The sequence below is a fragment of the Chryseobacterium sp. ON_d1 genome, assembly GCF_006829085.1.
Lineage (GTDB): Bacteria > Bacteroidota > Bacteroidia > Flavobacteriales > Weeksellaceae > Chryseobacterium.
Genome location: NZ_BJTC01000015.1, coordinates 13,676 through 36,891 on the forward strand (window position 1 = coordinate 13,676; position 23,216 = coordinate 36,891).

A 23,216-nucleotide genomic window follows, 5' to 3' on the forward strand; every position below is an offset into this window, starting at 1 on the left:
AGCCCTTAAATGATGTGGTAGCATCCTGTTACAAATTGTTTTAACATATTCTTCACCTTTTTCAGATAATTCACAAAATGCGATAACATCTATGATCATAAACAACGAAATCTTTCAGTACTGAAAGATTTCGTTGTTTATTTAATTTTAAGAATATTTTAATTTCTGTTTTTCAGAAGAATCCATCCGGAACGCTGTTCCATTTTTTTACTGGCCGGATTTTCCCACTGTACCCTGTACCAATAAGTTCCTGTAGGAAGATTGATTCCTTTTAAAGAGCCTCTCCATATTACATCACCCTTTCCGGCTTTGAATACTTCTGCCCCGTACCTGTCAAAGATAGAAGCTGCAAAATCTTTGTATCCGCTGATTCCTGTGAAGTCAATCGTATCATTGATACCATCCATATTAGGGGTAATAGCATTGCTGATGACGAATGTAAAATAGTCCAGTGAAGTACCGCATTTAGCTCCCTGCACCCTTACCATCACAGAATACATGGTATTATTCAGAACACCTGTAAATATATTGGATGTCTGCCATGTCAGTCCGCCGTCTATTGAGTATTCCAAAACACCTCCTGTAGGATTACTTGCTGTAAGGGTAAGAATATGATTATCATAAACAATATTCGTAAACTGCGGTAAATCAGGATTGATCAGTTGAGCTGTGAACGTTTTGGAACAGACTCCGTTACTTATGGTCACCGAATAAGTCCCGGGAAGGTTAGTCGTTATTGTCTGAGTCGTTGCTCCTGTACTCCACAAATAAGTGTAATTAGGTCCTGCACCTGCATCCAGCGTTCCTTTATCTCCGGAACATACAAATACATCTTTTAATGTAGAAACAATGGCAGGAACTACTTCAACAGTAACTTTGGCAGGGTTTACAGAACTACATCCGTTTCCTCCCAAAGCATATACTGAATACTCTGTAGTTACTGTAGGAGTAACCACCTGGGTATTCCCGTTTCCGGTAAGACCATTCCCCCAGCTATACGTTATCCCTCCGGAAGCTGTTAATGTTACAGATTCCCCTTCACAGATTTTAAACTTGGAGGCAGTAAGCCCTGCTATTGGCGGGCCAACCTGTACAGTAACACTTGCCGGCGTTGCAGAAACACATCCGTTAGCCCCCACAGCAAAAACCGTATATACTGTAGTTGTTGTAGGTGAAACAACCTGCGTACTTCCGTTTCCGGTAAGACCATTGCCCCAATTATAGGTTACCCCTCCGGATGCTGTTAATGTTACGGATTCCCCTACGCAGATACGGGGTTGTGAAGAAACAAGTGCAGCAACTGGCTGAACTTTATCTTCCTGTACCGTTACAGTTGAGGTAAATGTACAGCTTAAGTTTCCGGGCTGTGATACATTGGTAACTGTCAGCGTATATGTCCCTCCGGCACTTACAACAGGGGTAAGCGTATTACCTCCCGAAACGATGGTTCCCCCGGTTGTTGTCCAGGCAATAATAGAACCTGCAGGCACTACAGATGCCGAAGCATTAATTGTAATCTGAGGAGCTGCACAGGTAACTGTTTGTGGTGCAGCAATTGTAAGTGTAGTCTGAGCTGTACTTAATAATTGCAGAGATACAACATAGCTGCAGCCTCCATTGCTTACCAGTACATAAATCGTCTGGCTTCCTCCCGGCGGCGTATATGCCGTAGGTGTTACAATAAAGTTTCCGTTAGCAGCATTAGCATCAGTCTGGTTGATATAATAGGTAAAAGTAACTCCTGCTGTGGTTGTGATCTGAGGCTGCGCTTCTGTAAGATTATAAGTCAGCCCTGGTTGATAACATTTATGTAATGTTGCATTCTGCGCTGTAAAAGGTTCAGACACTTCGATTGTTATACTGGCAGGATTTTGAGATACACAGCCATTAGCCCCCACTGCTGTTACCGTATAAGTGGTTGTAACGGTAGGTGAAACCACCTGTGTGTTCCCGTTTCCGGTAAGGCCATTCCCCCAGTTATAGGTAACTCCTCCTGAAGCGGTAAGGGTTACAGAATCACCTTTACAGATTTTTATTTTATTTGATGTAAGCCCGGTAACCGGCGGAGCACTGTTCCCGGTAACGGTGACAGTACCCACAGCTGTACAGCTAATATTACCTGGCTGATACACTTTTGTTATAGTTAAAGTATAGGTTCCTGGAGCATTGATAACAGGATTTAAGGTAGTTCCTCCCGAGACAATATTTCCTCCTGTGGTGGTCCAGTTGAAAGTAGCTCCCACAGGATACACTGAAGCTGATGCATCCAGGGTAGTCTGGGAATTGGCACAGGTCAAAACTGCTGGAGGAGCAATAGTAGGTACCATTTGTGGAGCTTTTATCAGTTGAAGCTCTGCTACCTTTGCACAGAAACCGTTGGCTACTCTTACATATACCGTTCCACCTGCGCTTGGATAGGCTGTCGGATTAGGAATTGTATTTGCATTTCCAGCATTCGCATCTGCCAGTATAGCATAGTATGAAAATACAGCACCGGGAGTCGTACTTATTGAGGCCTGTGCTGAAGTTAAATTAAAGGTTGCATTTCCTGCAGTATAACAGGCCGTTAAAGTAGCATTCTGTACTGTGGGAGACGTTCCGCCAACAACTGTAATCGTAGCTTCACCGGGACAGCTGTTTCCCTGGATAAAAACCTTAACAGTATATACACCCGGCGCGGTTGCTGTGTAACTTGCACTGGTAGCCCCGGGAATCGGATTGGTTCCTGAATACCACTGATATGTTATATTAGGTCCCTGAACAGAAGCAGTAAAAGTCTGTGGTGTATTGTCACACATATTCACAGATGCAGGAAGCTGTACTCCTGCCGGATCAAGAATTTTTACTCCTATGTCAAACGATCCTGCTTCCAGAAATACAGCAGAATCAAAATTAGGATCCTGGTAGTCTGCAAGTACAATTTTAAAATGATACGTTTCCCCGGGAATTACCGTTGCATGTGCAGTCAGAGGAATAGTCCGGCCATTAAAATTGGTTTCGATCTGAGCTGTATTGGTTCCTCCGTAATACGCTTCATTCTTAGGTCCGCAGTTTTGATATTGCGGGTGAATATTGGTAACACTTACGGGACCTGCTCCTGCCGGAAGCACTGCAAGGTTGGTATAAGTAGGGTCAGTTGCTTTTTTTAACAGTAAAGCAAAGCCATCCGTGATGGTACACGGGAAATTTTGCTGATATTCTTTTGAGGCAAACAGATATCTGAATGTAATTTCAGTGGAGGCTGCTACAAAGTCAAACTCTATAGAGGTAGCATTGGTGAGGTTGTTGTTTCCGATTCCCAAGGCATTTGCCAGATCTACATCTCCACCTGTTCCCAGATCATCACTTAAAGTTCCCTGGAAAACATTTCCTGCTTTAGCAGCATATCCTGTAGACAGAATAATTCCTTTACTGAAGGGGAAGTTGGTGTTGGCTTTATTAAAATATCCCCAGCTACGGTTCTGATTGGTAGCAGGCAGATTCGGAGAAACGGTCACATTACTTACACTTGAGTTGGTACAGGTTCCTCCTGATATAAGAACATCTTTTACCAGCTGAGCTATAGGATATCCGGATTCCGGATAACTGGGTGCATTTACATCGATAAAAACACCGGCTCTCAAAGAAGCTGCTTTAGGTTTTGCAGCAATTTCCACCCTGCCTTTATTTTGAGCCAAAACAAAGTTTACGATACAAGTTAAAAATAGTGCTAAAAATAAATTTCCTCTCCTCCTATTTAACATTTTATATTATTTTAAACAAAAATACTATTTTTTTTGATTGAAATTCAAGTTAACACAATTTACATTATTACTAACGCAAATTTATTTATGTTAGAATATCAACTCTGTTTATTTTAAAATAATAAAAAAAGACTGACAAAATAGCCAGTCTTTCAGTTATCGTTTAATTATTCTATATTTTTAAGCAATATCCATCCTGTTTTCACAGTAAGTTCTTTACTCGCAGGATCTTCAAAGGTTACCTGATACCAATACGTTGAAGTAGGAAGCTTCTTGCCCTGGAAATATCCGTCCCAATATGGTCTTATCTTCTCGGCTTTGAAGACTTCTCTTCCGTATCTGTCGAAAACCTGTCCGCTGAAGTCTTTATAGTTAACAACTCCGCTAAAGTCAATAACATCATTGATGTTATCTCCATTTGGAGTAATCACGTTTTTCATAACAAACGTAAAGAATTCAAGAAAGCCTACACAGCTTGTAAATTTAACTCTTACCCGGATTGAGATGACTTTATTTTTAGGAACATTATTGAATATATTGGATGCCTGCCATGTAACCCCATTATCTACGGAATATTCCAGAATACCGTTACTCGGATTACTTGCTGTAAGGATCATTGTTCCCGACTCGTTATAATCCACTTTTGTCACTTCCGGAATTACAGCTTTAATAACCTGGGTCTTAAACTCTTTTGAACAGACACCGTTACTGATCATTACCGAATACTCTCCCGGAGTACCTACTGTAATACTTTGACTTGTTTCACCGGTACTCCACTGATAGGTATATCCGGGTCCTGAACCTGCATCCAGAATAATTTTATCTCCCTGGCAGATATGGCCGCCTTTCAGGTTTGAAACAATGGCCGGTACTACTTCGATGGTAATACGTGCCGGTTGAAGAGATTTACATCCCTGTGCCCCGATTGCATACACAGTATAGGTTGTTGTCTGAGTAGGGCTTACTGTTCTTATTCCTCCTGTAGCAGCTGCAGAATCACTCCATTGGTAGGTTACTCCGCCAGATGCAGTTAACAATACAGATTCACCGGCACAGATTTTTAATCTTGGTGCTGTCAGTAAAGCGGTTGGAGTTTCTTCCTTTCTTAAAGTTAACGTTGCAATTCTACTGCAGAATGCCCCGTTGGAAACCAATACATATAATATTTGTCCATCAGTCCCTGTATAGCTGGTCAAATTGGTGATATAACTATTGTTTTGTGCCTGCGCATCAGCCTGATTCGCATAGAAACGGAATACAGCTCCCTGCGTTGTACTGATGAGCGGTTTTGCGGTTTCCAGGTTAAAGGTAGTCAATGTAGGTGTTGTACAGAGTTTGAGTTCAGCATTCTGTACGGTAGGGCTTGTTCCTCCGATAATTGTAATGGTTGCTTCACTAGGACACTGGTTCCCCGGAACCATTACTTTTACAGTATATACTCCTGGCTGGGTTGCTACATAAACAGCATTGGTTGCCCCCGAGATTGCTACGCCGTCCTTATACCACTGATAGGTCATTCCAGGAATCGGGGCTACCTGAGCTTTAAGCTGTTTGGGTGTATTGTCACACATATTGATCGTACCAGGCAGTACCACTCCGGCATCATCTACAATTTTAATTCCTACATCAAAAGAACCTCCTTCCAGGAAGACTGCCGAGTCATGGGTAGAATCCTTTGCATCAGCCAATACCATTTTAAAATGATAAGTCTGTCCCGGAATTACATCTGCCACAGCCGTTAATGGGGTTGTTCTTCCGAAATAATTAATAAGCACATGCGGGTTTGCTAATCCTCCAAAATAAGCTGCATTGATAGGTCCGCAACTGAATCCGTTTCCCGCAGGAACAATGTTGGTTGCACTTACAGGCCCCGCAGTTCCAGGTAATACCGCAAGGTTGGTATAAGTGGGATCTCCCACTTTCTTCAGCAACAGTGCGAAAGCATCAGAATAACCGAGACATGGATAATTTGAAGTATATTCATCGGAAGCGAATATATAATTAAATTTTACCTGGTTAGAGTTAGGTACAAAATCAAATTCAAGAGCAACTGCATCTGTTAAGCTAACATTGGCTCCTGTAGCTGCTACAAGATCTGCATCACTTCCTGTTCCTACTGATTGTCCAACAGCAGACACATAGCTATTACCTGCTTCAGAAGCATATCCTGTAGTCAGGACAATCCCATCCGTAAAAGGAAAATTGGTTGTTCCTTTATGAAAGTATCCCCAGAATCGGTTACTGTTGGTCACATCATGATTGGGAGAAACCGTAACATTGGTCACATTAGCGGTTGTACAGTTGGTTCCTCCGTTGATCAGAATATTCTTTACCAACTGCTCCGGAGTGTAGTTTGAAGGGGTGTAAGGGGGTACATTCACATCTATGAATGCCCCTGCCCTAAGACTGGCAGCAGAAGGTTTTATTCTTTCAGATTTTCTGACAGGTCTCGTTTGAGAAAATACAGAAACAGAAATCAATAAAAAAGAAAAAAGGAAAAAATAGTTTTTTAGTCTATAAATTAACATTTTGTTTTCATTTGTTCAAATGTAGCAAAAATAATATTATCAGATCAGCCTTTAACGCTACTATTTTATAAATAACCCTTCAGATTTATAACATTTTTTTCTTATTGTTACATTTTCCGCAAATTATTTAACTGAAAAATTCATGCATAAAAAAACAGATCAATCATATTGACCTGTTCTATTGTATTGTTAGTATTTTTATTTATTCATTGTCTTTTTTCAGTTGATCAATCTCATTCTGAAGCTGGGAAATAATATCTTTTAAGGCTTTTATTTCATTTTTGTTAGAGCTCACATTACTTTTCAGCATTACATTTTTTGCTCTCTCATTATGATCTTCCTCTTCCTCTTCTTCATTGATCTCTTCAATATCCTCACTGATTTCCTCTATATCTTCCTGGATATCCTCAATATCTTCATTGATCTCCTCAATGTCTTCGCTGATCTCTTCAATATCCTCACTGATTTCCTCTATATCTTCCTGAATATCCTCAATATCCTCCTGAATATCTTCAATTTTTTCGTGGCTTTTATTCACAGACATCTGGATAAAGATAGCCAGATAAATAGCTTCCAGAGAAAGTACTGTAGTAAGAATCAGAAGCATCTTATCAAAATCAACAATATTCAGCATCGGAAGTAAAAACGAAGTAAGAAAAAGCAGAGTATGTACAACCAAAGACTGGATAGATCCTATCCATGAGGTAATACTGTCCGCTATTTTTTCAAGAACTTCTGTTTTTTCGTTATATTTTTTCATCCTTTATATTTTTTACAACAGTTCTTTGGTTACTCCCAATCCAAACAGGGCAAAATCATATTTTGCAGGGTCTTTTCCATCAAATTTTCTGATGGCAATATCCAGTTCCTCCACGGTTTTCCAATCATTCTGAGTACGGGAAACCAATCCTAATTTTCTGGAGATATTTCCGGTATGCACATCCAAAGGAATAGAAAGGTTTTTCTGATCTGTATTTTCCCAGATTCCAAAGTCTACTCCGCGTTTATCTTTGCGCACCATCCACCTTAAAAACATAATAATCCTTTTAGCAGAAGAATTTTTGTAAGGTGAACTGATATGTTTATGACTTCTGTGCTTTTCTGTTTCCAGAAACTCACTTCTGAATCTTTCGATGGCATGGAGAAAATTATTCTCTGATTTTTTTACTTCAAAGAGATTTTCAAGACTTTCATTTTCTCTATAAACTCTGTTGAACTGTCTGATAAAATAGGAGAAATCCTGTCCGTTAAAAGTCCTGTGAATGCTTTTATCCTGAATATCTTCCAGATTTTTTTCCGAATAATTCATTACAAAATCATACGGAGAGTTCCCCATGATATCAAGCATCTTATCAGCAGAATTAATGATTGATTTTCTATTTCCCCAGGAAATTGTAGCGGCCAGAAACCCTGCTATCTCAATGTCCTGTTTTAAAGAAAAACGATGCGGAATCTGTATCGGGTCATTTTCAATAAAATCAGGAGCATTGTACTGATCTGCTTTTTCGTTAAGAAAATCTCTTAATTCTTCAAATTTCAGCATACTCATTTTAAATCTTAACACTTTCCAACGCTTTCGGTAAAAATGTATTGGGGAAAATTTCTCTGGCTTCATCGGTAAACACTGTCAGATCCCCATATCTATTGGAAAAGTGCCCTAGAATAAGTTTTCCCACCTGTGCTTTCTGAGCAATAGTAGCCGCTTCCAATGCTGTCGTATGCCCCGTATAATCAGCCATTTCTTTCAGATCGTGTAAAAATGTAGATTCATGATACAGAACCGTTGCATTTTTTATGATCGGAATGACACTTTCAAGGTAACGGGTATCACTGCAAAATGCATAAGATACCGACGGAGCCGGATCAACAGTCAGAATTTCATTTTTAAGAACATACCCGTCGCTCAGTACAAAATCCTTCCCTGCCTTGATATTGTGATAATCACAGGTTTCAATTTCACTGTACTTGGCGATCTCCTTCATATTAAGATGTCTGTCTTTCGGCTTTTCTTTAAAAAGGTAACCATTACAGTAAATCCTGTGATCCAAAGGAATGGTATACACTTCTATCCTGTTGTCCTCATATATTTTTTCAGAATAATCTTTATCCAGTTCATGATAAACCACTTCAAAACCACGATGGGTTTCTGTAATCTGAAAAATGGTTTCCAGCATCTTCTTAATTCCTTTGGGCCCATACACATGCAACGGATTTTCTCTTCCTAAAAGGCGGAAAGAAGCAATAAGCCCCGGCAGACCAAAACAGTGATCCCCATGAAGATGGGAAATAAAAATATGATTGATTTTTGAAAATCTTGCTTTTGCTTTTCTCAGCTGCACCTGTGTACCTTCTCCACAATCAATCAGGAAGAGTCTCTCCTCCATTTCCAGCAGCTGGGCCGTGGGTGATGTATTGATCGTTGGAATAGCTGAATTAAAGCCTAATATTGTTAAATAAGTACTCAAATCAATAATTTATTACAGCAAATGTACAACAGAAAAACTAAATGGGTATTGAACGCTGATACTTAAACTTAATCAGTCACTTTTAAAAAATCCATCAATAAGTCTAACGCCTGTTTACGGTGACTGATTTTATTTTTGTCTGCAGGGTCCATTTCTGCAAAGGTTCTTTCATATCCTTCAGGAACAAAAATAGGATCATACCCGAATCCTTTAAAGCCCTTATTTTCTGTCAGTAAATTTCCGTGCACTCTGCCTTCAAAATATTGGGCACCGTTTTCATCATAATAACACAAAACTGTTATAAAATAAGCCTTTCTGTTTTCAATCCCCTGCATTTCCTCCAATACTTTTTCAATGTTTTTGGCAAAGTCATGATCTCCGGCATAACGGGCAGAAAAAATTCCAGGTCTGCCATCCAAAGATTCTACGACCAGACCGCTGTCATCTCCTAAACTTGGAATCCCTGTCTTTTCAAAACAGTATTTTGCTTTGATAAGTGCATTGGCATGGAAAGAGTCTCCATCTTCCACAATTTCTTCGTGAATATTATAGTCCGTAAGACTTTTTACCACACAGTCCTTTCCAAGGATCTGCTGGATTTCTTCTTTTTTATGTTCGTTGTGCGTTGCTACTAATAATTCCATTTCTATTTTCATTTTCAATTTTACTTTTTAGCCCGGTGTATTACATTTCAGCATAATGTACTTTATATTTTTTCATAAATAAATAATAAAATAAAGAGAAAAGTACGATTCCTACGGCCAGAACCAGCCATTCCGAAATATGAAGAACTTTTGCAAAACTTTCATCTTTACCGTACAGCACCAATAGTGACAGGGTTAAGTTGTTAAAAGCATGCAAAAGCATCGGTATCAGTAAAGATTTTGTTTTATAATATACCAATCCCAGCACACAGCCCAGCATTACTGCACTGATGAACTGCCAGGGGTTCCCGTGAACGACTCCAAAAATAATGGAGGCATATAAGATCGCTTTCCAGGGTTTCACTCCTTTATTCATCAATCCTTTCTGAATAATACCTCTGAAGATAATCTCCTCAAAAACCGGAGCCATAATGACTGTCATCATGATCATAACAACCGGATTGTCGGTCAGCTGGCTCATCAACTGAGTAAAATACTCATAAAAATCTCCGAAAAAAGGTCCTGAAGTAGGGATCTGGGCCGCAACAAACTCAGAAATAAACATCATCCCTGCCATCATTGGAAAAATCAGGAGATAGGTAGAAAAATTAACTGATGACAAATTGAAATTAAGCTTCTTTTGTGTAGTACGCCTTACAATGAAAAAATCAAAAAAGGCAATTGCTGTAAGAAATCCTACAGAATTCGCTACCATCATAAACCAGTCTTTCAGTTCAATATTTTCCCTGAAAACAACTTTCCAAAAAGTACTGAATAAAGAAACAGCCATTGTTCCCACGACTAATCCAACGACCAAAACCACACCGCCAATCCATGTGAAGGTAAACTTTGGGTATTTGCTATTTTCCATCCTTTCTCTGTAAAAGTTTATCAGAAACAAAGATAATTTTTTTGACTGCTACAGGCAACTAAAAAAGGATTTTCTTATTTTCGTCCCTTTATCCATCAACATCACAAAATGAATACAGAAAATCCGTTCCAGAAGATTGAATCTACAACAAACAGATTGATGACCATTATTCTGTATATACTTTTCTCTGTCATATTGATTCCTTTCACAATTCTTTTCCTGGTAGGACCTGCTTATGGAATTTATAAAAGAGGATTTGAAACAATGATTTATCCGGTACTCTTTGGCTGGGGGTTTTCATTGCTGATTCTGATTCCTGTTATTCGCTATTATATTATCAAAAGAGAAAAACAAGTGCATAAAATTGTCGTTGACGGAACCGGGCTTTTATTTTATAACACAAAAAATGAAATTACAGATCAGATACTCTATACAGATCTGCGGCCTTCAAAACAGAATTTTGATATTTACACAGTCAGCCCGGTGGGATCAGGTATGGCTCCTTTACTGGAAATTACAGCACTATCAGAGCACAAAGAAGTGGCTGCAAGACGCATTGATATGAATCTTCCCCTGAAGGTGGTCAAAAATAAATCTGCTCTGTACACTCATTTCCTTCATGGAATTGTTACTTTTCGGCCTGACCTAAAGGTGGATCCTCTTGTTTTCCGTACCTATTCTATAAATACGGAAACATGGAAGGTAAACAGCAAAGGGGTTTCTTTGGGACGCTGGCTTTTAATTCTAGCAGCTCTTATGGTTACAGTGCTTATACTCGGGTTTGTTTTTTTATTATCTGAAAATCCACACTGATATGACAGAAAAATTCCACGCTATAGAATCCAAAATCAATAAGCCCGTTACTTATTTTTTAATGGGGCTTATCTGGATAGCTGTTATTCTGATTATTATAGTAACCGGGACCGTTTTCAGTTTTTTTTGCAATAATTTCAGACAATACTTAGAAAATGATCCCGGTATTTTTTTCACGCTTTTTATTGCCCAGCTTCTCCTTATGTTTTGCTGCATAGTTTTGATAATGGCTTTAACCCACAGAAAAAAGCAAAAGATCCGAAAAGCCATGGTGGATGAAAAAGGAGTAACATTCTATAATAACCGGAATACCATCATTGAAACTATTTTATATAAAGACCTTCAGTCTGCTCAAAATTCATCCGGTGATGTACAGGTCTGTAACACGCAGACTATAAAATATGGCAAGACAACATTACGAATCTATCTGAAAAATAAAGCAGGAAAAATTTTACCAGCAACTGTAGATTTCAATTTTGAGCTGGTGATTCTAAGTAATCAATATGATCTGTATCGGCAGTTTCTGCTGGGTATTCAACACTTTCGTCCTGATCTGAGAATAACTCCACAGACAATTGAACAGTACAATCTTACTTCAGAACCTCAGAAAACTGAATTTGGAATCTTTGAATACATCATGGCTGCAGTTTTTATATTGGCTGCAGCCGGATTGGTTTATGTTGTTATACTGCTAATGAAAATGTTTGTTTGATTAATAAAATTGAAGCAAAGCCAATCACAGATAGTTCAGAGTTATATTTTTTATTCTCAAGCGCAGCTATCTTTCTATTCTTCTGCCTAATGAATATTGTCTTAATTTAAATTTGAAAACCTCGTAAAAAATCACGATTTTTGCAACTTCAAAATACGATATGTCAGACTTAATCAAAGAAATACAAAAAAGAAAGACCTTCGGGATCATTTCCCACCCGGATGCCGGAAAAACAACCCTTACAGAAAAGTTACTTCTTTTCGGGGGTGCTATTCAGGAAGCAGGTGCGGTAAAATCCAACAAAATAAAAAAAGGAGCTACCTCCGACTTTATGGAAATCGAAAGACAGAGAGGGATCTCCGTGGCAACTTCCGTACTGGCTTTTGAATATAGAGACCACAAAATCAATATTCTTGATACCCCGGGTCACAAAGACTTTGCTGAGGATACCTACAGAACATTAACTGCTGTAGATTCCGTAATCGTTGTGATTGACGTTGCAAAAGGGGTTGAGGAACAAACTGAAAAACTGGTGCAGGTTTGTAGGATGAGAAACATTCCAATGCTGGTTTTCATCAATAAACTGGACCGCGAAGGTAAAGATGCCTTCGATCTGTTAGACGAAGTAGAACAAAAACTGGGATTGACGGTTTGTCCACTTTCACTGCCAATCGGTATGGGAAGTGACTTCCAGGGAATTTACAACATCTGGGAAAATAACATTCAGTTATTCCTGGAAGAGAAAAAACAGAAGGTTGGAGATTCTATTAAGTTTGATGATATTCATGATTCATCCATTGATGAAGTAATTGGTGAAAAAGCAGCAAATACCTTAAGAGAAGAGCTTGACCTTATCCAATCAGTATATCCGGAGTTCAACCGTGAGGATTATATGAGGGGGGATCTTCAGCCCGTATTCTTCGGTTCAGCTTTAAATAACTTTGGTGTACGCGAATTATTGGATGCCTTCATTGACATCGCTCCGATGCCGCAGCCAAAAGAAAGTGATACCCGCCTGGTAAAACCTGAGGAAAATACCTTCACCGGATTCGTTTTCAAAATCCACGCAAATATGGATCCTAAACACAGAGACAGACTTGCCTTTGTAAAGATTGTTTCCGGGACTTTCAAAAGAAACGAGAACTATCTGCTGGTAAGAGAAGGTAAAAAAATGAAATTTTCCTCTCCTAACGCATTCTTTGCAGACAAAAAAGAAGTGGTGGAAGAAAGTTTTCCTGGTGATATTGTAGGTTTACATGATACGGGAAGTTTCAGAATCGGAGATACACTGACTGGTGGAGAAAAATTAAATTTCAAAGGCATTCCAAGCTTCTCACCTGAGCATTTCCGTTATATCAACAACAGCGATCCGTTAAAAGCCAAGCAATTGGCAAAAGGTATTGATCAGCTGATGGACGAAGGTGTTGCCCAGCTGTTTACCCTTGAAATGAACGGCAGAAAGATCATCGGAACAGTGGGAGCACTTCAGTACGAGGTTATTCAGTACCGTTTGGAACATGAATACGGTGCAAAATGTACTTATGAACCCCTATCCATGCATAAAGCATGCTGGGTAGAAGCTGATGAGAAATCTGAAGAGTTTAAAGAATTTGCAAGACTGAAACAAAGATTCCTGGCAAGAGATAAATACAACCAACTGGTATTCCTTGCTGATTCTTCTTTCACGATCCATATGACGCAGGAAAAATTCCCGAATGTGAAATTACACTTCATCAGTGAGTTCAGAGAAAACTAAGCTGAAATAAAAAGACAGAATCGCGAAAAGGAGAATTTGCTTTAAGATACAGATCCGCAGGAATTTTCTGCGGATTTTTTTATAACGTATTTTTCAAAACCACCCCGTCAAAAATTCTCTGAATTTTCGCCCCCTTCCGAAGGATGGGAATTTTTAGATTTCAACTAATATTTGGCGAGAAAACAAAAATGTATGGATAAATTCAGCGTTCTGTTTGTCATTCCGTAGGGTCCAAATCCATAAGTAATAAAATCCTGTTACCAAATGCTTCTTTACGAAGTATAAATCCTTTTATCACCCATTAAAACTCAGAAAAACGCTTTGTAAATCTTTTGTAAAACAGATACAAAACCCTGAAAATATAAGAGTTACTACTTTACCGGCATAATACATTTCATTTACAATCTTTACAAGAACTTCCCTTCTAATTTTACTTCATCAAAAAAATTAATCTTATGAAAAAGTTCATATTACTGGCTGCTGTAGCAAGCACTTCCATTATGTGTAAAAAAGCAGATACTACACAGGATAAAATAAACGAAGCCATCCATTCTGCAGACAGTGCCGCGACTGTTGCCACGGAAACTATTGATAACGCCAGTAAAACAGCAGACCAGATCATGGATTCTGCCAGTATTAAAATAAAAGATTTTGAGAATACTAAAAATGACATCCAGCAAAAGATAGACAACACCTCCAAAATGGTAGATTCCTTATCTGATAAAATTGCCACCACAAAACTGGAATCAAAAATAGAAAAAAAGGATTCTGCAGAAAGGAAATCTGAAAAAATAACAGTAAAAACTCCGGCACCAAAAGTTATTAAAGAAACCAAAATCATTTATAAAGAAAAGCCTACAAACAACAGCTATGAGCTGAATATTTCCAAAGATAAAATGGTGAAATCAGGCTATCTGTCTATAAAAGCGGAGAATGCAGAAACGGTGAAGGAAATCATCAGAGACGAAGCCAATAAAAATAATGGCTACATCAAAAGTGAAAATCTTTCTTATGTGGAATCTGCAAGTCTGCATGGAGAAGATCAAAAAGTATATAGTCTTGATATCAGAGTTCCTATTCAGTACTTCGACGGATTAATGAATGCCATCAGCAACAATGCAGGGGATATTGACACTAAAGATATTCAGGTTTCCGGGCACAGCTACACAGATAATACAATCTGTACGATCAATGTCAGCATCATCGATAAAGCCAGGGTAGAAAAAGAACCTACTACTTTCGGCGGAAAATCACTGGCTGCTATTGAATCAGGCTGGGATGTGATTACTGCTATTTTCCTGTTTATCCTTCCCTTATGGCCAATATTCCTGATTGCAGGTATTGGATATTACTTTTTCAAAAAGAGAAACAAAAACATTCCAAATAACGACTCTCACTAGATTTTAAGTCTATACTTGTGACAGAATTTTTAATATTTTTTTAATCGCATTTAGAATTTCAAATCAGTTCTTATATTTATCTTTATAAAAAAATTGAACAGTCGCAATCAGACGAAGTTCAAAATTGAAAACGGAAATTTTTATTTCATATATTAATATTTTGTGATTTGGTGTAAAAATAAGGCCCTCAGATTGAGAGCCTTATTTATTTTTATTTCATATTCACTACTTTATCCACGATAAACTTTGTGTTTCCTCTCCACGGAAGGGCACCGTTGTACTCCTTATAATGCAGGTCGAAGGTTTTACCGCTGTTGGTTTCCAGCTGTTTGAAAACTTCAGGGTCATCTACAGAAAATTCAAACTCATAGCTTGTAATTGTTCCTGTTTTTCCTCTTCCAAAACCTTCCTGAATCAGTTTTCCTTCATAGGTTTTGAAAATATATCCTTTTTTCATGGCATAATTCAGGTATCCGGATTTTACTCCTTCTCCGAAAACGAAGTAATACTTATACCATACAAATACTCCCAGTAACAGCAGTACGACACCGAGGGTGATCCACAAAGATTTTTTCATAGTAGTGTGTTTATTTATAAATGTTATTTTGCGATGCTTCTTGAGATCACGATTTTCTGGATTTCAGAAGTTCCTTCATAGATCTGAGTGATTTTCGCATCTCTCATTAATCTTTCTACGTGGTATTCTTTTACATATCCATATCCACCGTGGATCTGTACTGCTTCAATTGTCGTATCCATTGCTACCTGAGAAGCATATAATTTTGCCATAGCCCCGCTTTCAGAAATATCTTTTCCTGCATCTTTTTCACAAGCTGCTTTAAAGCAAAGCATTCTTGCCGCAGTGATTTGAGTTGCCATATCAGCCAGTTTGAATGCTATCGCCTGGTGGTTGATAATTTCAGTTTTGAAAGCTTTTCTTGTTTTAGCATATTTCAATGCCAGTTCATAAGCTCCTGAAGCAATACCCAAAGCCTGGGAAGCAATACCGATTCTTCCTCCGTTCAGTACCGCCATTGCAAAGTTGAATCCAAATCCGTCAGCACCGATTCTGTTTTCTTTCGGAACTTTTACATTATTGAAGATCAGAGAGTGGGTATCACTTCCTCTGATTCCCAATTTGTCTTCTTTTAATCCCACTTCAAAGCCTTCCCATCCTCTTTCTACGATGAAAGCATTGATTCCTTTATGTTTTTTCTCAGGATCTGTCTGTGCAATTACGATATAATAAGTAGCTGTACCTCCATTGGTAATCCAGTTTTTGATCCCGTTTAAAAGATAGTAATCTCCTTTATCCTCAGCAGTAGTTTTCTGAGACGTCGCGTCAGAACCTGCTTCAGGCTCAGATAAGGCAAATGCTCCGATTACCTGTCCGCTAGCCAGAGGAGTAAGATATTTTACTTTTTGTTCTTCAGATGCAAATTTTTCAAGACCGGCACAAACCAATGAGTTGTTTACAGACATTACAACAGCTGCAGAAGCATCCACTTTTGCAATTTCCTCCATGGCAAGCACGTAAGAAACACTGTCCATACCTGCACCGCCGTATTTTGGATCTACCATCATTCCTAAAAGTCCCATTTCTCCCATTTTCTTCACCTGTTCAGCAGGGAATTTCTGGTCACGGTCTCTTTCAATCACTCCAGGTAAAAGTTCGTTCTGTGCAAAGTCTCTTGCTGCCTGCTGAATCATCAGCTGTTCTTCCGATAAATTAAAGTCCATAAAAAAATAATTAGATAGCCGTAAATTTACACTTTTTAAGCAAATCTGAAAAAATTAAATTAAAAGCAGGAAAAGGGCACAGAAAAGGGAGTTTAAGAGGTGTTTTGAGAATTAAAAACAGGAATCCCTTTATCTCTGTTTCCCAGCGGGAATCTCTTCAGATAGAAGAAAATAAATAAAACGGCCTGATGCATATACCATTCATCCATGATATGATATTTCAATCGCCATTTTACGCACTCCAGACGGCTTTTTGATGTCAAGTATTATGGTAAGCATTTAACTAATTCCTAATTATTTCATTCAGATGTTTTCAATTAAAAAAAATGCTTATATTTAAATTTCTTTATAAATTACGTAAAAAATCATGACGATCAAGAGATTATTCGATATTCCGCACTACGCTTTAGAAAAATATCCTAAAACGGATATGTTTGTAACGAAATATCATGGTGAATGGAAAAAAACTTCTACACAGGAGTTTATTAATGAGGGAAATAAGATATCCAGAGGATTATTGAAGCTGGGCATAAAACCGGGAGACAAGATCGCTTTGATCACTACCAATTCCCGCACAGAGTGGGCGATTATGGACTTTGGGCTTTCACAGATCGGGGTCGTTTCAGTACCGGTGTATCCAAGTATTTCTCCGGAAGATTATGAATTTATCTTCAACAATGCCGAAATTCAGTACTGTTTTGTTTCTGATAAGGAATTGTTGAATAAAGTAATGAAAGTAAAGCACAACATACCGAGCTTACAGGGGATCTTTACTTTTGATAACATCAGTGGCGCAGCCAACTGGAGAGAGATCCTGGATCTGGGTAAGGATGAATCTACCCAAATTGAAGTGGATGACCTTTCCAACGCGATCAATACGGAGGATCTGGCGACGATCATTTATACTTCCGGAACTACCGGAAGACCTAAAGGAGTAATGCTTACCCATAATAATATTGTTTCAAACATATTGGGGGCCATTCCAAGAATTCCGAAGAAGAGAAGTTTTGATTACAAGGAAGCCAGAGCTTTAAGTTTCCTTCCTATCTGTCATATTTTTGAAAGAATGCTGTTCTACCTTTATCAGTACAACGGTTTTTCTCTCTACTTCGCGGAAAGTATCGAGAAAATGGGCGAAAACGTAAAAGAAGTGAAGCCTCATTATATGACTGTAGTACCAAGGCTGGTAGAAAAAGTGTATGATAAAATTTACAACACAGGATCTTCTGCCGGAGGATTGAAATCAAAGATCTTCTTCTGGGCACTGAACCTAATCAGTAAAAAGAAAACCATTTCCAAGCCATCCGGACTTCAGGAAATTATTGCAGATAAATTGGTATTCTCCAAATGGAGAGAAGGTTTAGGTGGTGAAATCGTGACTTTGGTTTCAGGATCTGCAGCGTTGTCTACTAGGCTTAACTTAATGTTCCAGAATGCAGGAATCCCTATTTTGGAAGGTTATGGCTTAACGGAAACCTCACCAGTAATTTCTGTAAACAGCTTTGAAAAAATGAAAGTGGGAACCGTAGGGATTCCATTGGATAATTTAAAGGTAAAAATACAGGAAGACGGGGAAATTACCGTAAAAGGTCCATCTGTATTCAAAGGATATTTCCAGAATGAGGAAATGACCAAAGAAGCCTTCACAGAAGATGGTTTCTTCAAAACCGGAGATATTGGGCATATCGACAGTGACGGATTTTTACAGATCACTGACCGTAAGAAAGAAATGTTCAAGACATCGGGTGGGAAATATATTGCACCGCAGACCATTGAAAACTTAGCAAAAGCATCTAAATTCATTGAGCAGATCATGGTGGTAGGTGATGGTGAAAAAATGCCGTGTGCTCTGGTGCAGCCTGATTTTGAATTTGCAAAAAGCTGGGCAATGAGAAATAATCTGAATATCGGATCCACACCGGAAGAGATTGCAAAAAGTCCTGAACTGAAGCAAAGGATTGAAAAAGAAATTGAAGGCATCAATGAGCACCTTGGAAACTGGGAGAAAATCAAAAAAATTGAGCTTACCCCTGAAGTATGGAGTATTGAAAGCGGGCTGCTTACCCCAACCTTAAAACTGAAAAGAAAAGCGGTAAAAGAGAAATTTATTGCTATGTATAATAAAATGTATGATCATCAGGATTAAATATTTATCTACCGCTTCATTTGAGGCGGTTTTTTTATAGGTTCTGGCTAAGCCAATATTAAAGCTTATTTTGATAAAAACGGGCTAAAGCCCGTTCCTATTGACTCCCACCATTCAGGTTTTGAATCAATTGCAACACTACTTTGTTTAAATTGTACTGCTATCTTCAGATCAATCCAGATAAAAAAAGCTGTTTCATTTCTGAAACAGCTTTTATATGCTTTAAAATCAATAATTAGAATTTAATTACAGATTTCATTTTTTCGTTTTCTTCCATTACCAATTCATCATCAACAAGGATTTTTCCAGAGTGCTCATCAATGATGATTTTCTTTCTCTGAGCAATTTCCATTTGTTTCTGAGGAGGGATAGTAAAGAAAGATCCTTTCGGAGCTCCTCTTTCCAATCCTACTACAGCAAGACCGTTGATAGAGTTAGTTCTGATTCTGTTGTAAGAAGCCAGTAATCTTTCGTCGATTTTACCTGCGAATTCTTTAGACTGCTCCAGAAGATATTCTTCTTCTTTCTGCGTTTCAGAGATCAGACCATCCAATTCTTCTTTCTTGAATTTCAGGTGGCTTTTCAAATCGTCGATCTTTGCGTTCAGTTCAGCTAAAGTTTCGTTTTTGTGAGCAATTTTAGCTCCGAATTCTTTAATTCTTTTTTCAGCAAGCTGAATTTCCAGATCCTGGAATTCTATTTCCTTTCCTAGCGCTTCAAACTCCTTATTGTTTCTTACATTATCCTGTTGAGATTTGTATTTCTCAATTAAAGTTTTAGCATGGTTAATCACTTCATGCTTCGTTTTGATCTGATCGTCCTGATCTTTGATATCAGCATGAAATTTTTCAGCTCTTTTTTCAAGACCTTCAATCTCGATTTCAAGATCTTCAACTTCAATTGGCAATTCTCCTCTAGTATTTCGGATTTCATCCAATCTTGAATCAATGATCTGTAAATCGTATAAAGCTCTTAATTTTTCTTCAACTGAAATATCGTTGGTTTTTGCCATATTTAAATGAAATAATTTACTGGGTTTGTTTTTTCAATAGATTTTGAAATTGCAAATGTACTAAATTTTTGTGATAAAATTTCAAATAATTGTTGAGTAACAAATTGTTCTGATTCATAATGTCCTATATCACAGATCAGCATTTTAGACTCTGCTAAAAAATAGTCGTGGTATTTAAGATCTCCTGTAAGATAAGCATCACATTTCTTAGCCGCTGCAGATCGTATTCCGCTGGCCCCTGAGCCTCCCAGAACCCCTACTCTTTTGATTTTTTTATTATTGAAAGCCGAATGTTTTATGACTTCAAGGCCAAACTTTTCTTTTACAAAACCAAGAAAATCTTTTTCGTCCATTTCTTCTTCCAGGTCTCCATACATTCCCAGTCCGGCATAATGGTTTTTATTATCCAGACTGTATACCTGGTGCGCTACTTCTTCGTAAGGATGAGCTGCTTTCATTGCTCCTACAATCTGCCCCTGTTTAAAGCCTTCAAAAATTACAGAGATCATATCTTCATCTGCATTTTCACGGATTCCCTGCTGCCCGGAAAACGGGTTTGAACCTTCTACAGGTCTGAATGTTCCGTTTCCGTTCACTGTAAAACTGCATTCATCATAGAATCCGATGTTTCCTGCTCCAGCTGAAAACATAGCCTCTTTTACCTTTTCTGAATATTCTTTTGGAACAAAAACTGTCAGCTGCTTCAAGTTATTTTCCTTCGGCTGAAGAATTTTCATGTTCTTGAGTCCCAACTGTCTGCATATCCCGTAATTTACCCCAAAGAAGTCATTATCGAACGCGGTATGTATAGCATAGATAGCCACTTTATTTTCAATAGCCTTTAAAACAGCTCTTTCCACATAATTTTTTCCCGTAAGGGATTTTAGCCCGGAAAATATAATAGGGTGGAAACATACGATCAGATTACAGTTTCTCGTCACTGCCTCATCCACTACATTTTCCAGTGCATCATGACATACCAGAATTCCTGATACATCACGGTCATAAACACCACATAGCAATCCTACATTATCAAAATCTTCGGCCTGTCTGATACTTATTTCTTCTTCAATCTTTGCAATTACAGTTTTTAGCTTCATTGGTTTATATTTTACAGTTACAGCGAAGATATTAATTTTAATAAAGATCCGGAAAAATTTCTGATGCAATAAAAAAACCGGTTTCATCAACCGGTTTCATGATATTAAAAAGAATAAAAAAGGCTGTTAATCTTTGAAAAGAGATACTCTGGTAAAGGATTCTACTACCACATTGCAGTTTATATCTGATTCCATAAAAAGTTGATATCCTTTTCCCGGGTCAAGACTCGCAGGGTCTGCAATGGTATAGAAATAAAAAGTAAGAATATTACCCGTTCCACTTGAACCGCTTGGAACCAACTGGATCGAGTTAATTTCAAAACCAGAGTCGGGATTTTTAAACGTAGCTTTTATTGATCCTGAAGAGTTGGATCCCGGAGTAATAGTAGCGATTACCCTCCAGACATGAACCTGCCCGTTAATTTCATTTTCCCTCCATTTACCGGTAGCAGAAATGTAGATGTTGCTTGTTACTCCCGGAAATGGAACTGTGGTTTCCGGCCAGCTTGTTGTAGGACTTGGAGCAAAGACCAGCGGTGTGGCATACAGCACCTGCTGTCTTGCACCATAGCCGCTTCCTGCTGCACTTAAACTGAATGAGGGTTTTACATTTGCGTTTCCAGAATTTATTTTAACGACACCGTCGTTACCGGCCTGAGAAGATGTGGGAACAAAAAGCTGTCTCCAGAGGGTACCGTCCCAATACTGGAAGTTATTCGTTGTCGTATTAAAAATAAGAGTTCCTGCAGTAAGGTTAGCATTCGCAACACCTGCAGGCGGTACTGTGGAAGCATCATTATCAGCCAGGTACGTATTCCTGTCTGTATCGGTGAGACGTGGGATAAGAATCCCTTTCTGGTTGGAAACTATATCCAGTACTGCAGCACCATTAGGTGTTGAAGTATTAATCCCAACCTGAGCATACATAAAACTGCTTATTAAAAACAGTATAGACAAGGTTAAAATTTTTCTCATGATATAAAGCTTTTGTAGAATAAAATTACAAACTTGGAATAAAAAAATGTTAAAAAATAAATTTTTATATGTCATTTTTTATTCGTATTTTGATAAATACAACGCATTGAAAACCAGTATATTAATTGATAATAATTCACTTTTTGATGACAGATTTTCCTTTAACATTTGCAGGAATCTTTTAACAGTCATATATTTACTCTATACATCATAGAAATTATTAACTTCGCCGTGAAATAACCCTATAGAAATGGAAAGAGAACATAATCTTATTCCTGAGGACAAACTTTGGAAAAGATACCTTTACCGGATAATTTATCGCTCCGATACAAAGCTTGGAAAACTCTTCGATATCATATTATTGTCCTTAATTCTTATAAGTACAGCTATTATCATGATGGAAAGTGTGCCTAAGCTCGATAAAAGATTCCATTATACTTTTCTGATCCTTGAATGGGTGATCTCGATTTTCTTCACCCTGGAATACTCTATGCGGATTGCTGTGGTAAAAAATAAACGCAGTTATATTTTCAGTTTTTTCGGGATTATAGATTTTCTGGCGCTTGTTCCTTTTTATCTCAGCTTTTTCTTTCCTGTCACTAAGTATTTCCTGATTTTCAGAATGCTGAGAATGCTGAGAATATTCAGAATCTTCAATCTGCTGGATTTTATGAATGATGGTTACCTGATTGTAAGAGCTTTAAAAAACAGTTCAAGAAAAATCTACATATTCCTTTTGTTCCTGATTATTTTCTCTGTCATTGTAGGCTCGCTTATGTTTATGGTAGAAGGAGGCAGACAAGGGTTTGAAACGATCCCCCAATCTATCTACTGGGCAGTTGTTACTGTAACCACTGTAGGATATGGTGACGTCTCTCCTATCACCCCTTTAGGAAAGTTTTTTGCGGTTGTTCTGATGCTGGCCGGTTATTCCATTATTGCTGTTCCCACCGGTATTGTGACAGCAGAAATGAGGAACAAAAGACAAAACCTGGAACTGGTATGTGAACGCTGTGGTAATGACGACATTGATGATGATGCAAGGTATTGCAAGAAATGTGGCAAGAAATTAGCTTAATACTTGATATAAGTAAAATTTATTCACCAAATACCACAAAATCATGGAACCTAAAAAGAAAAACAAACCGAATAGTTTAGTGATTATCCTTTTTGCCCTCGTAGCACTGATGATCATCATCTACTTTATATTAGTCATGTTCTTCCCTACTGTTTTTGATCTTATGAACAAAGGCGATATACAGCCGGTACCCAATAAATGATAATCGTAGGATACAATAAAAAGATGAGTAC

General features: G+C 38.1%; 19 protein-coding genes. 7 read left to right on the forward strand and 12 right to left on the reverse strand.

Annotation, left to right across the window (positions count from 1 at the left end):
* Positions 1-158 precede the first annotated feature (158 nt).
* From CRS_RS20670 to CRS_RS20700, 7 genes are all read right to left on the reverse strand, one after another.
* The gene (locus tag CRS_RS20670; protein WP_142725847.1) at positions 159-3,743 is read right to left on the reverse strand and encodes a choice-of-anchor L domain-containing protein; all 3,585 of its coding nucleotides are present in this window, start codon (positions 3,741-3,743) and stop codon (positions 159-161) included.
* 167 nt (positions 3,744-3,910) lie between these two features.
* The gene (locus tag CRS_RS20675) at positions 3,911-6,271 is read right to left on the reverse strand and encodes a choice-of-anchor L domain-containing protein (protein ID WP_142725848.1); all 2,361 of its coding nucleotides are present in this window, start codon (positions 6,269-6,271) and stop codon (positions 3,911-3,913) included.
* Between the two features lie 202 nt (positions 6,272-6,473).
* Complete coding sequence (locus CRS_RS20680) at positions 6,474-7,031, reverse strand: DUF1003 domain-containing protein (RefSeq protein ID WP_142725849.1); 558 nt, start codon at positions 7,029-7,031, stop codon at positions 6,474-6,476.
* A gap of 12 nt (positions 7,032-7,043) precedes the next feature.
* On the reverse strand, positions 7,044-7,814 hold the full coding sequence (locus tag CRS_RS20685) for a TIGR02757 family protein (RefSeq protein ID WP_373995770.1): 771 nt from the start codon (positions 7,812-7,814) through the stop codon (positions 7,044-7,046).
* 7 nt (positions 7,815-7,821) lie between these two features.
* On the reverse strand, positions 7,822-8,736 hold the full coding sequence (locus tag CRS_RS20690) for a ribonuclease Z (RefSeq protein ID WP_142725850.1): 915 nt from the start codon (positions 8,734-8,736) through the stop codon (positions 7,822-7,824).
* A 68-nt stretch (positions 8,737-8,804) separates the two neighbouring features.
* Positions 8,805-9,380 (reverse strand): RdgB/HAM1 family non-canonical purine NTP pyrophosphatase, encoded by a 576-nt coding sequence (rdgB, locus tag CRS_RS20695; RefSeq protein WP_373995771.1) that lies wholly within the window; start codon positions 9,378-9,380, stop codon positions 8,805-8,807.
* 40 nt (positions 9,381-9,420) lie between these two features.
* The gene (locus CRS_RS20700) at positions 9,421-10,251 is read right to left on the reverse strand and encodes a CPBP family intramembrane glutamic endopeptidase (RefSeq protein ID WP_142725851.1); all 831 of its coding nucleotides are present in this window, start codon (positions 10,249-10,251) and stop codon (positions 9,421-9,423) included.
* 108 nt (positions 10,252-10,359) lie between these two features.
* On the opposite strand from CRS_RS20700, the gene CRS_RS20705 reads away from it, so the two are divergent.
* The 4 genes from CRS_RS20705 (at position 10,360) to CRS_RS20720 (ending at position 14,932) form a co-directional block, all read left to right on the forward strand.
* Positions 10,360-11,064, forward strand: coding sequence for a hypothetical protein (locus tag CRS_RS20705; RefSeq protein ID WP_142725852.1), 705 nt, complete (start codon positions 10,360-10,362; stop codon positions 11,062-11,064).
* Between the two features lies 1 nt (position 11,065).
* Entirely contained in the window at positions 11,066-11,776 is a 711-nt protein-coding gene (locus CRS_RS20710; protein ID WP_142725853.1) for a hypothetical protein, read from the forward strand.
* Positions 11,777-11,936: 160 nt separating this feature from the next.
* Positions 11,937-13,532 carry a peptide chain release factor 3 gene (locus tag CRS_RS20715; protein ID WP_142725854.1) on the forward strand — a complete coding sequence of 532 codons (1,596 nt, stop codon included), beginning with the start codon at positions 11,937-11,939 and terminating at the stop codon, positions 13,530-13,532.
* Between the two features lie 455 nt (positions 13,533-13,987).
* Complete coding sequence (locus CRS_RS20720) at positions 13,988-14,932, forward strand: DUF4349 domain-containing protein (protein ID WP_142725855.1); 945 nt, start codon at positions 13,988-13,990, stop codon at positions 14,930-14,932.
* Positions 14,933-15,143: 211 nt separating this feature from the next.
* Here CRS_RS20720 and CRS_RS20725 read toward each other — a convergent pair whose 3' ends face one another.
* Together CRS_RS20725 and CRS_RS20730 are read right to left on the reverse strand one after the other, a co-directional pair.
* Positions 15,144-15,509 carry a hypothetical protein gene (locus CRS_RS20725; RefSeq protein WP_002980711.1) on the reverse strand — a complete coding sequence of 122 codons (366 nt, stop codon included), beginning with the start codon at positions 15,507-15,509 and terminating at the stop codon, positions 15,144-15,146.
* 23 nt (positions 15,510-15,532) lie between these two features.
* Positions 15,533-16,672 (reverse strand): acyl-CoA dehydrogenase, encoded by a 1,140-nt coding sequence (locus CRS_RS20730; RefSeq protein WP_142725856.1) that lies wholly within the window; start codon positions 16,670-16,672, stop codon positions 15,533-15,535.
* Positions 16,673-17,039: 367 nt separating this feature from the next.
* Here CRS_RS20730 and CRS_RS20735 point away from each other — a divergent pair, with 367 nt between their 5' ends.
* Positions 17,040-18,818, forward strand: coding sequence for a long-chain fatty acid--CoA ligase (locus CRS_RS20735; protein WP_142725857.1), 1,779 nt, complete (start codon positions 17,040-17,042; stop codon positions 18,816-18,818).
* A gap of 235 nt (positions 18,819-19,053) precedes the next feature.
* On the opposite strand, the gene CRS_RS20740 is transcribed toward CRS_RS20735, so the two are convergent.
* The 3 genes from CRS_RS20740 to CRS_RS20750 form a co-directional block, all read right to left on the reverse strand.
* On the reverse strand, positions 19,054-19,830 hold the full coding sequence (locus CRS_RS20740) for a zinc ribbon domain-containing protein (protein ID WP_142725858.1): 777 nt from the start codon (positions 19,828-19,830) through the stop codon (positions 19,054-19,056).
* A gap of 2 nt (positions 19,831-19,832) precedes the next feature.
* A complete protein-coding gene (locus tag CRS_RS20745) occupies positions 19,833-20,930 on the reverse strand; it encodes a Nif3-like dinuclear metal center hexameric protein (protein WP_142725859.1) in 1,098 nt (365 codons plus the stop codon).
* Positions 20,931-21,056: 126 nt separating this feature from the next.
* Positions 21,057-21,905: a hypothetical protein gene (locus CRS_RS20750; RefSeq protein ID WP_228451314.1), complete on the reverse strand. Its 849-nt coding sequence runs from the start codon at positions 21,903-21,905 to the stop codon at positions 21,057-21,059.
* Positions 21,906-22,155: 250 nt separating this feature from the next.
* On the opposite strand from CRS_RS20750, the gene CRS_RS20755 reads away from it, so the two are divergent.
* A complete protein-coding gene (locus tag CRS_RS20755; RefSeq protein ID WP_142725861.1) occupies positions 22,156-22,983 on the forward strand; it encodes an ion transporter in 828 nt (275 codons plus the stop codon).
* A 43-nt stretch (positions 22,984-23,026) separates the two neighbouring features.
* Entirely contained in the window at positions 23,027-23,185 is a 159-nt protein-coding gene (locus CRS_RS24530; protein ID WP_172617126.1) for a hypothetical protein, read from the forward strand.
* Positions 23,186-23,216 lie beyond the last annotated feature (31 nt).

What these genes read in the sequence shown, in the direction of transcription:
- CRS_RS20670 (WP_142725847.1), bottom strand. Translation starts at nt 3,743, where the DNA reads ATGTTAAATAGGAGGAGAGGAAATTTATTTTTAGCACTATTTTTAACT.
- CRS_RS20675 (WP_142725848.1), bottom strand. Translation starts at nt 6,271, where the DNA reads ATGTTAATTTATAGACTAAAAAACTATTTTTTCCTTTTTTCTTTTTTA.
- CRS_RS20680 (WP_142725849.1), bottom strand. Translation starts at nt 7,031, where the DNA reads ATGAAAAAATATAACGAAAAAACAGAAGTTCTTGAAAAAATAGCGGAC.
- CRS_RS20685 (WP_373995770.1), bottom strand. Translation starts at nt 7,814, where the DNA reads ATGCTGAAATTTGAAGAATTAAGAGATTTTCTTAACGAAAAAGCAGAT.
- rdgB (WP_373995771.1), bottom strand. Translation starts at nt 9,380, where the DNA reads ATGGAATTATTAGTAGCAACGCACAACGAACATAAAAAAGAAGAAATC.
- CRS_RS20700 (WP_142725851.1), bottom strand. Translation starts at nt 10,251, where the DNA reads ATGGAAAATAGCAAATACCCAAAGTTTACCTTCACATGGATTGGCGGT.
- CRS_RS20705 (WP_142725852.1), top strand. Translation starts at nt 10,360, where the DNA reads ATGAATACAGAAAATCCGTTCCAGAAGATTGAATCTACAACAAACAGA.
- CRS_RS20710 (WP_142725853.1), top strand. Translation starts at nt 11,066, where the DNA reads ATGACAGAAAAATTCCACGCTATAGAATCCAAAATCAATAAGCCCGTT.
- CRS_RS20715 (WP_142725854.1), top strand. Translation starts at nt 11,937, where the DNA reads ATGTCAGACTTAATCAAAGAAATACAAAAAAGAAAGACCTTCGGGATC.
- CRS_RS20720 (WP_142725855.1), top strand. Translation starts at nt 13,988, where the DNA reads ATGAAAAAGTTCATATTACTGGCTGCTGTAGCAAGCACTTCCATTATG.
- CRS_RS20725 (WP_002980711.1), bottom strand. Translation starts at nt 15,509, where the DNA reads ATGAAAAAATCTTTGTGGATCACCCTCGGTGTCGTACTGCTGTTACTG.
- CRS_RS20730 (WP_142725856.1), bottom strand. Translation starts at nt 16,672, where the DNA reads ATGGACTTTAATTTATCGGAAGAACAGCTGATGATTCAGCAGGCAGCA.
- CRS_RS20735 (WP_142725857.1), top strand. Translation starts at nt 17,040, where the DNA reads ATGACGATCAAGAGATTATTCGATATTCCGCACTACGCTTTAGAAAAA.
- CRS_RS20740 (WP_142725858.1), bottom strand. Translation starts at nt 19,830, where the DNA reads ATGGCAAAAACCAACGATATTTCAGTTGAAGAAAAATTAAGAGCTTTA.
- CRS_RS20745 (WP_142725859.1), bottom strand. Translation starts at nt 20,930, where the DNA reads ATGAAGCTAAAAACTGTAATTGCAAAGATTGAAGAAGAAATAAGTATC.
- CRS_RS20750 (WP_228451314.1), bottom strand. Translation starts at nt 21,905, where the DNA reads ATGAGAAAAATTTTAACCTTGTCTATACTGTTTTTAATAAGCAGTTTT.
- CRS_RS20755 (WP_142725861.1), top strand. Translation starts at nt 22,156, where the DNA reads ATGGAAAGAGAACATAATCTTATTCCTGAGGACAAACTTTGGAAAAGA.
- CRS_RS24530 (WP_172617126.1), top strand. Translation starts at nt 23,027, where the DNA reads ATGGAACCTAAAAAGAAAAACAAACCGAATAGTTTAGTGATTATCCTT.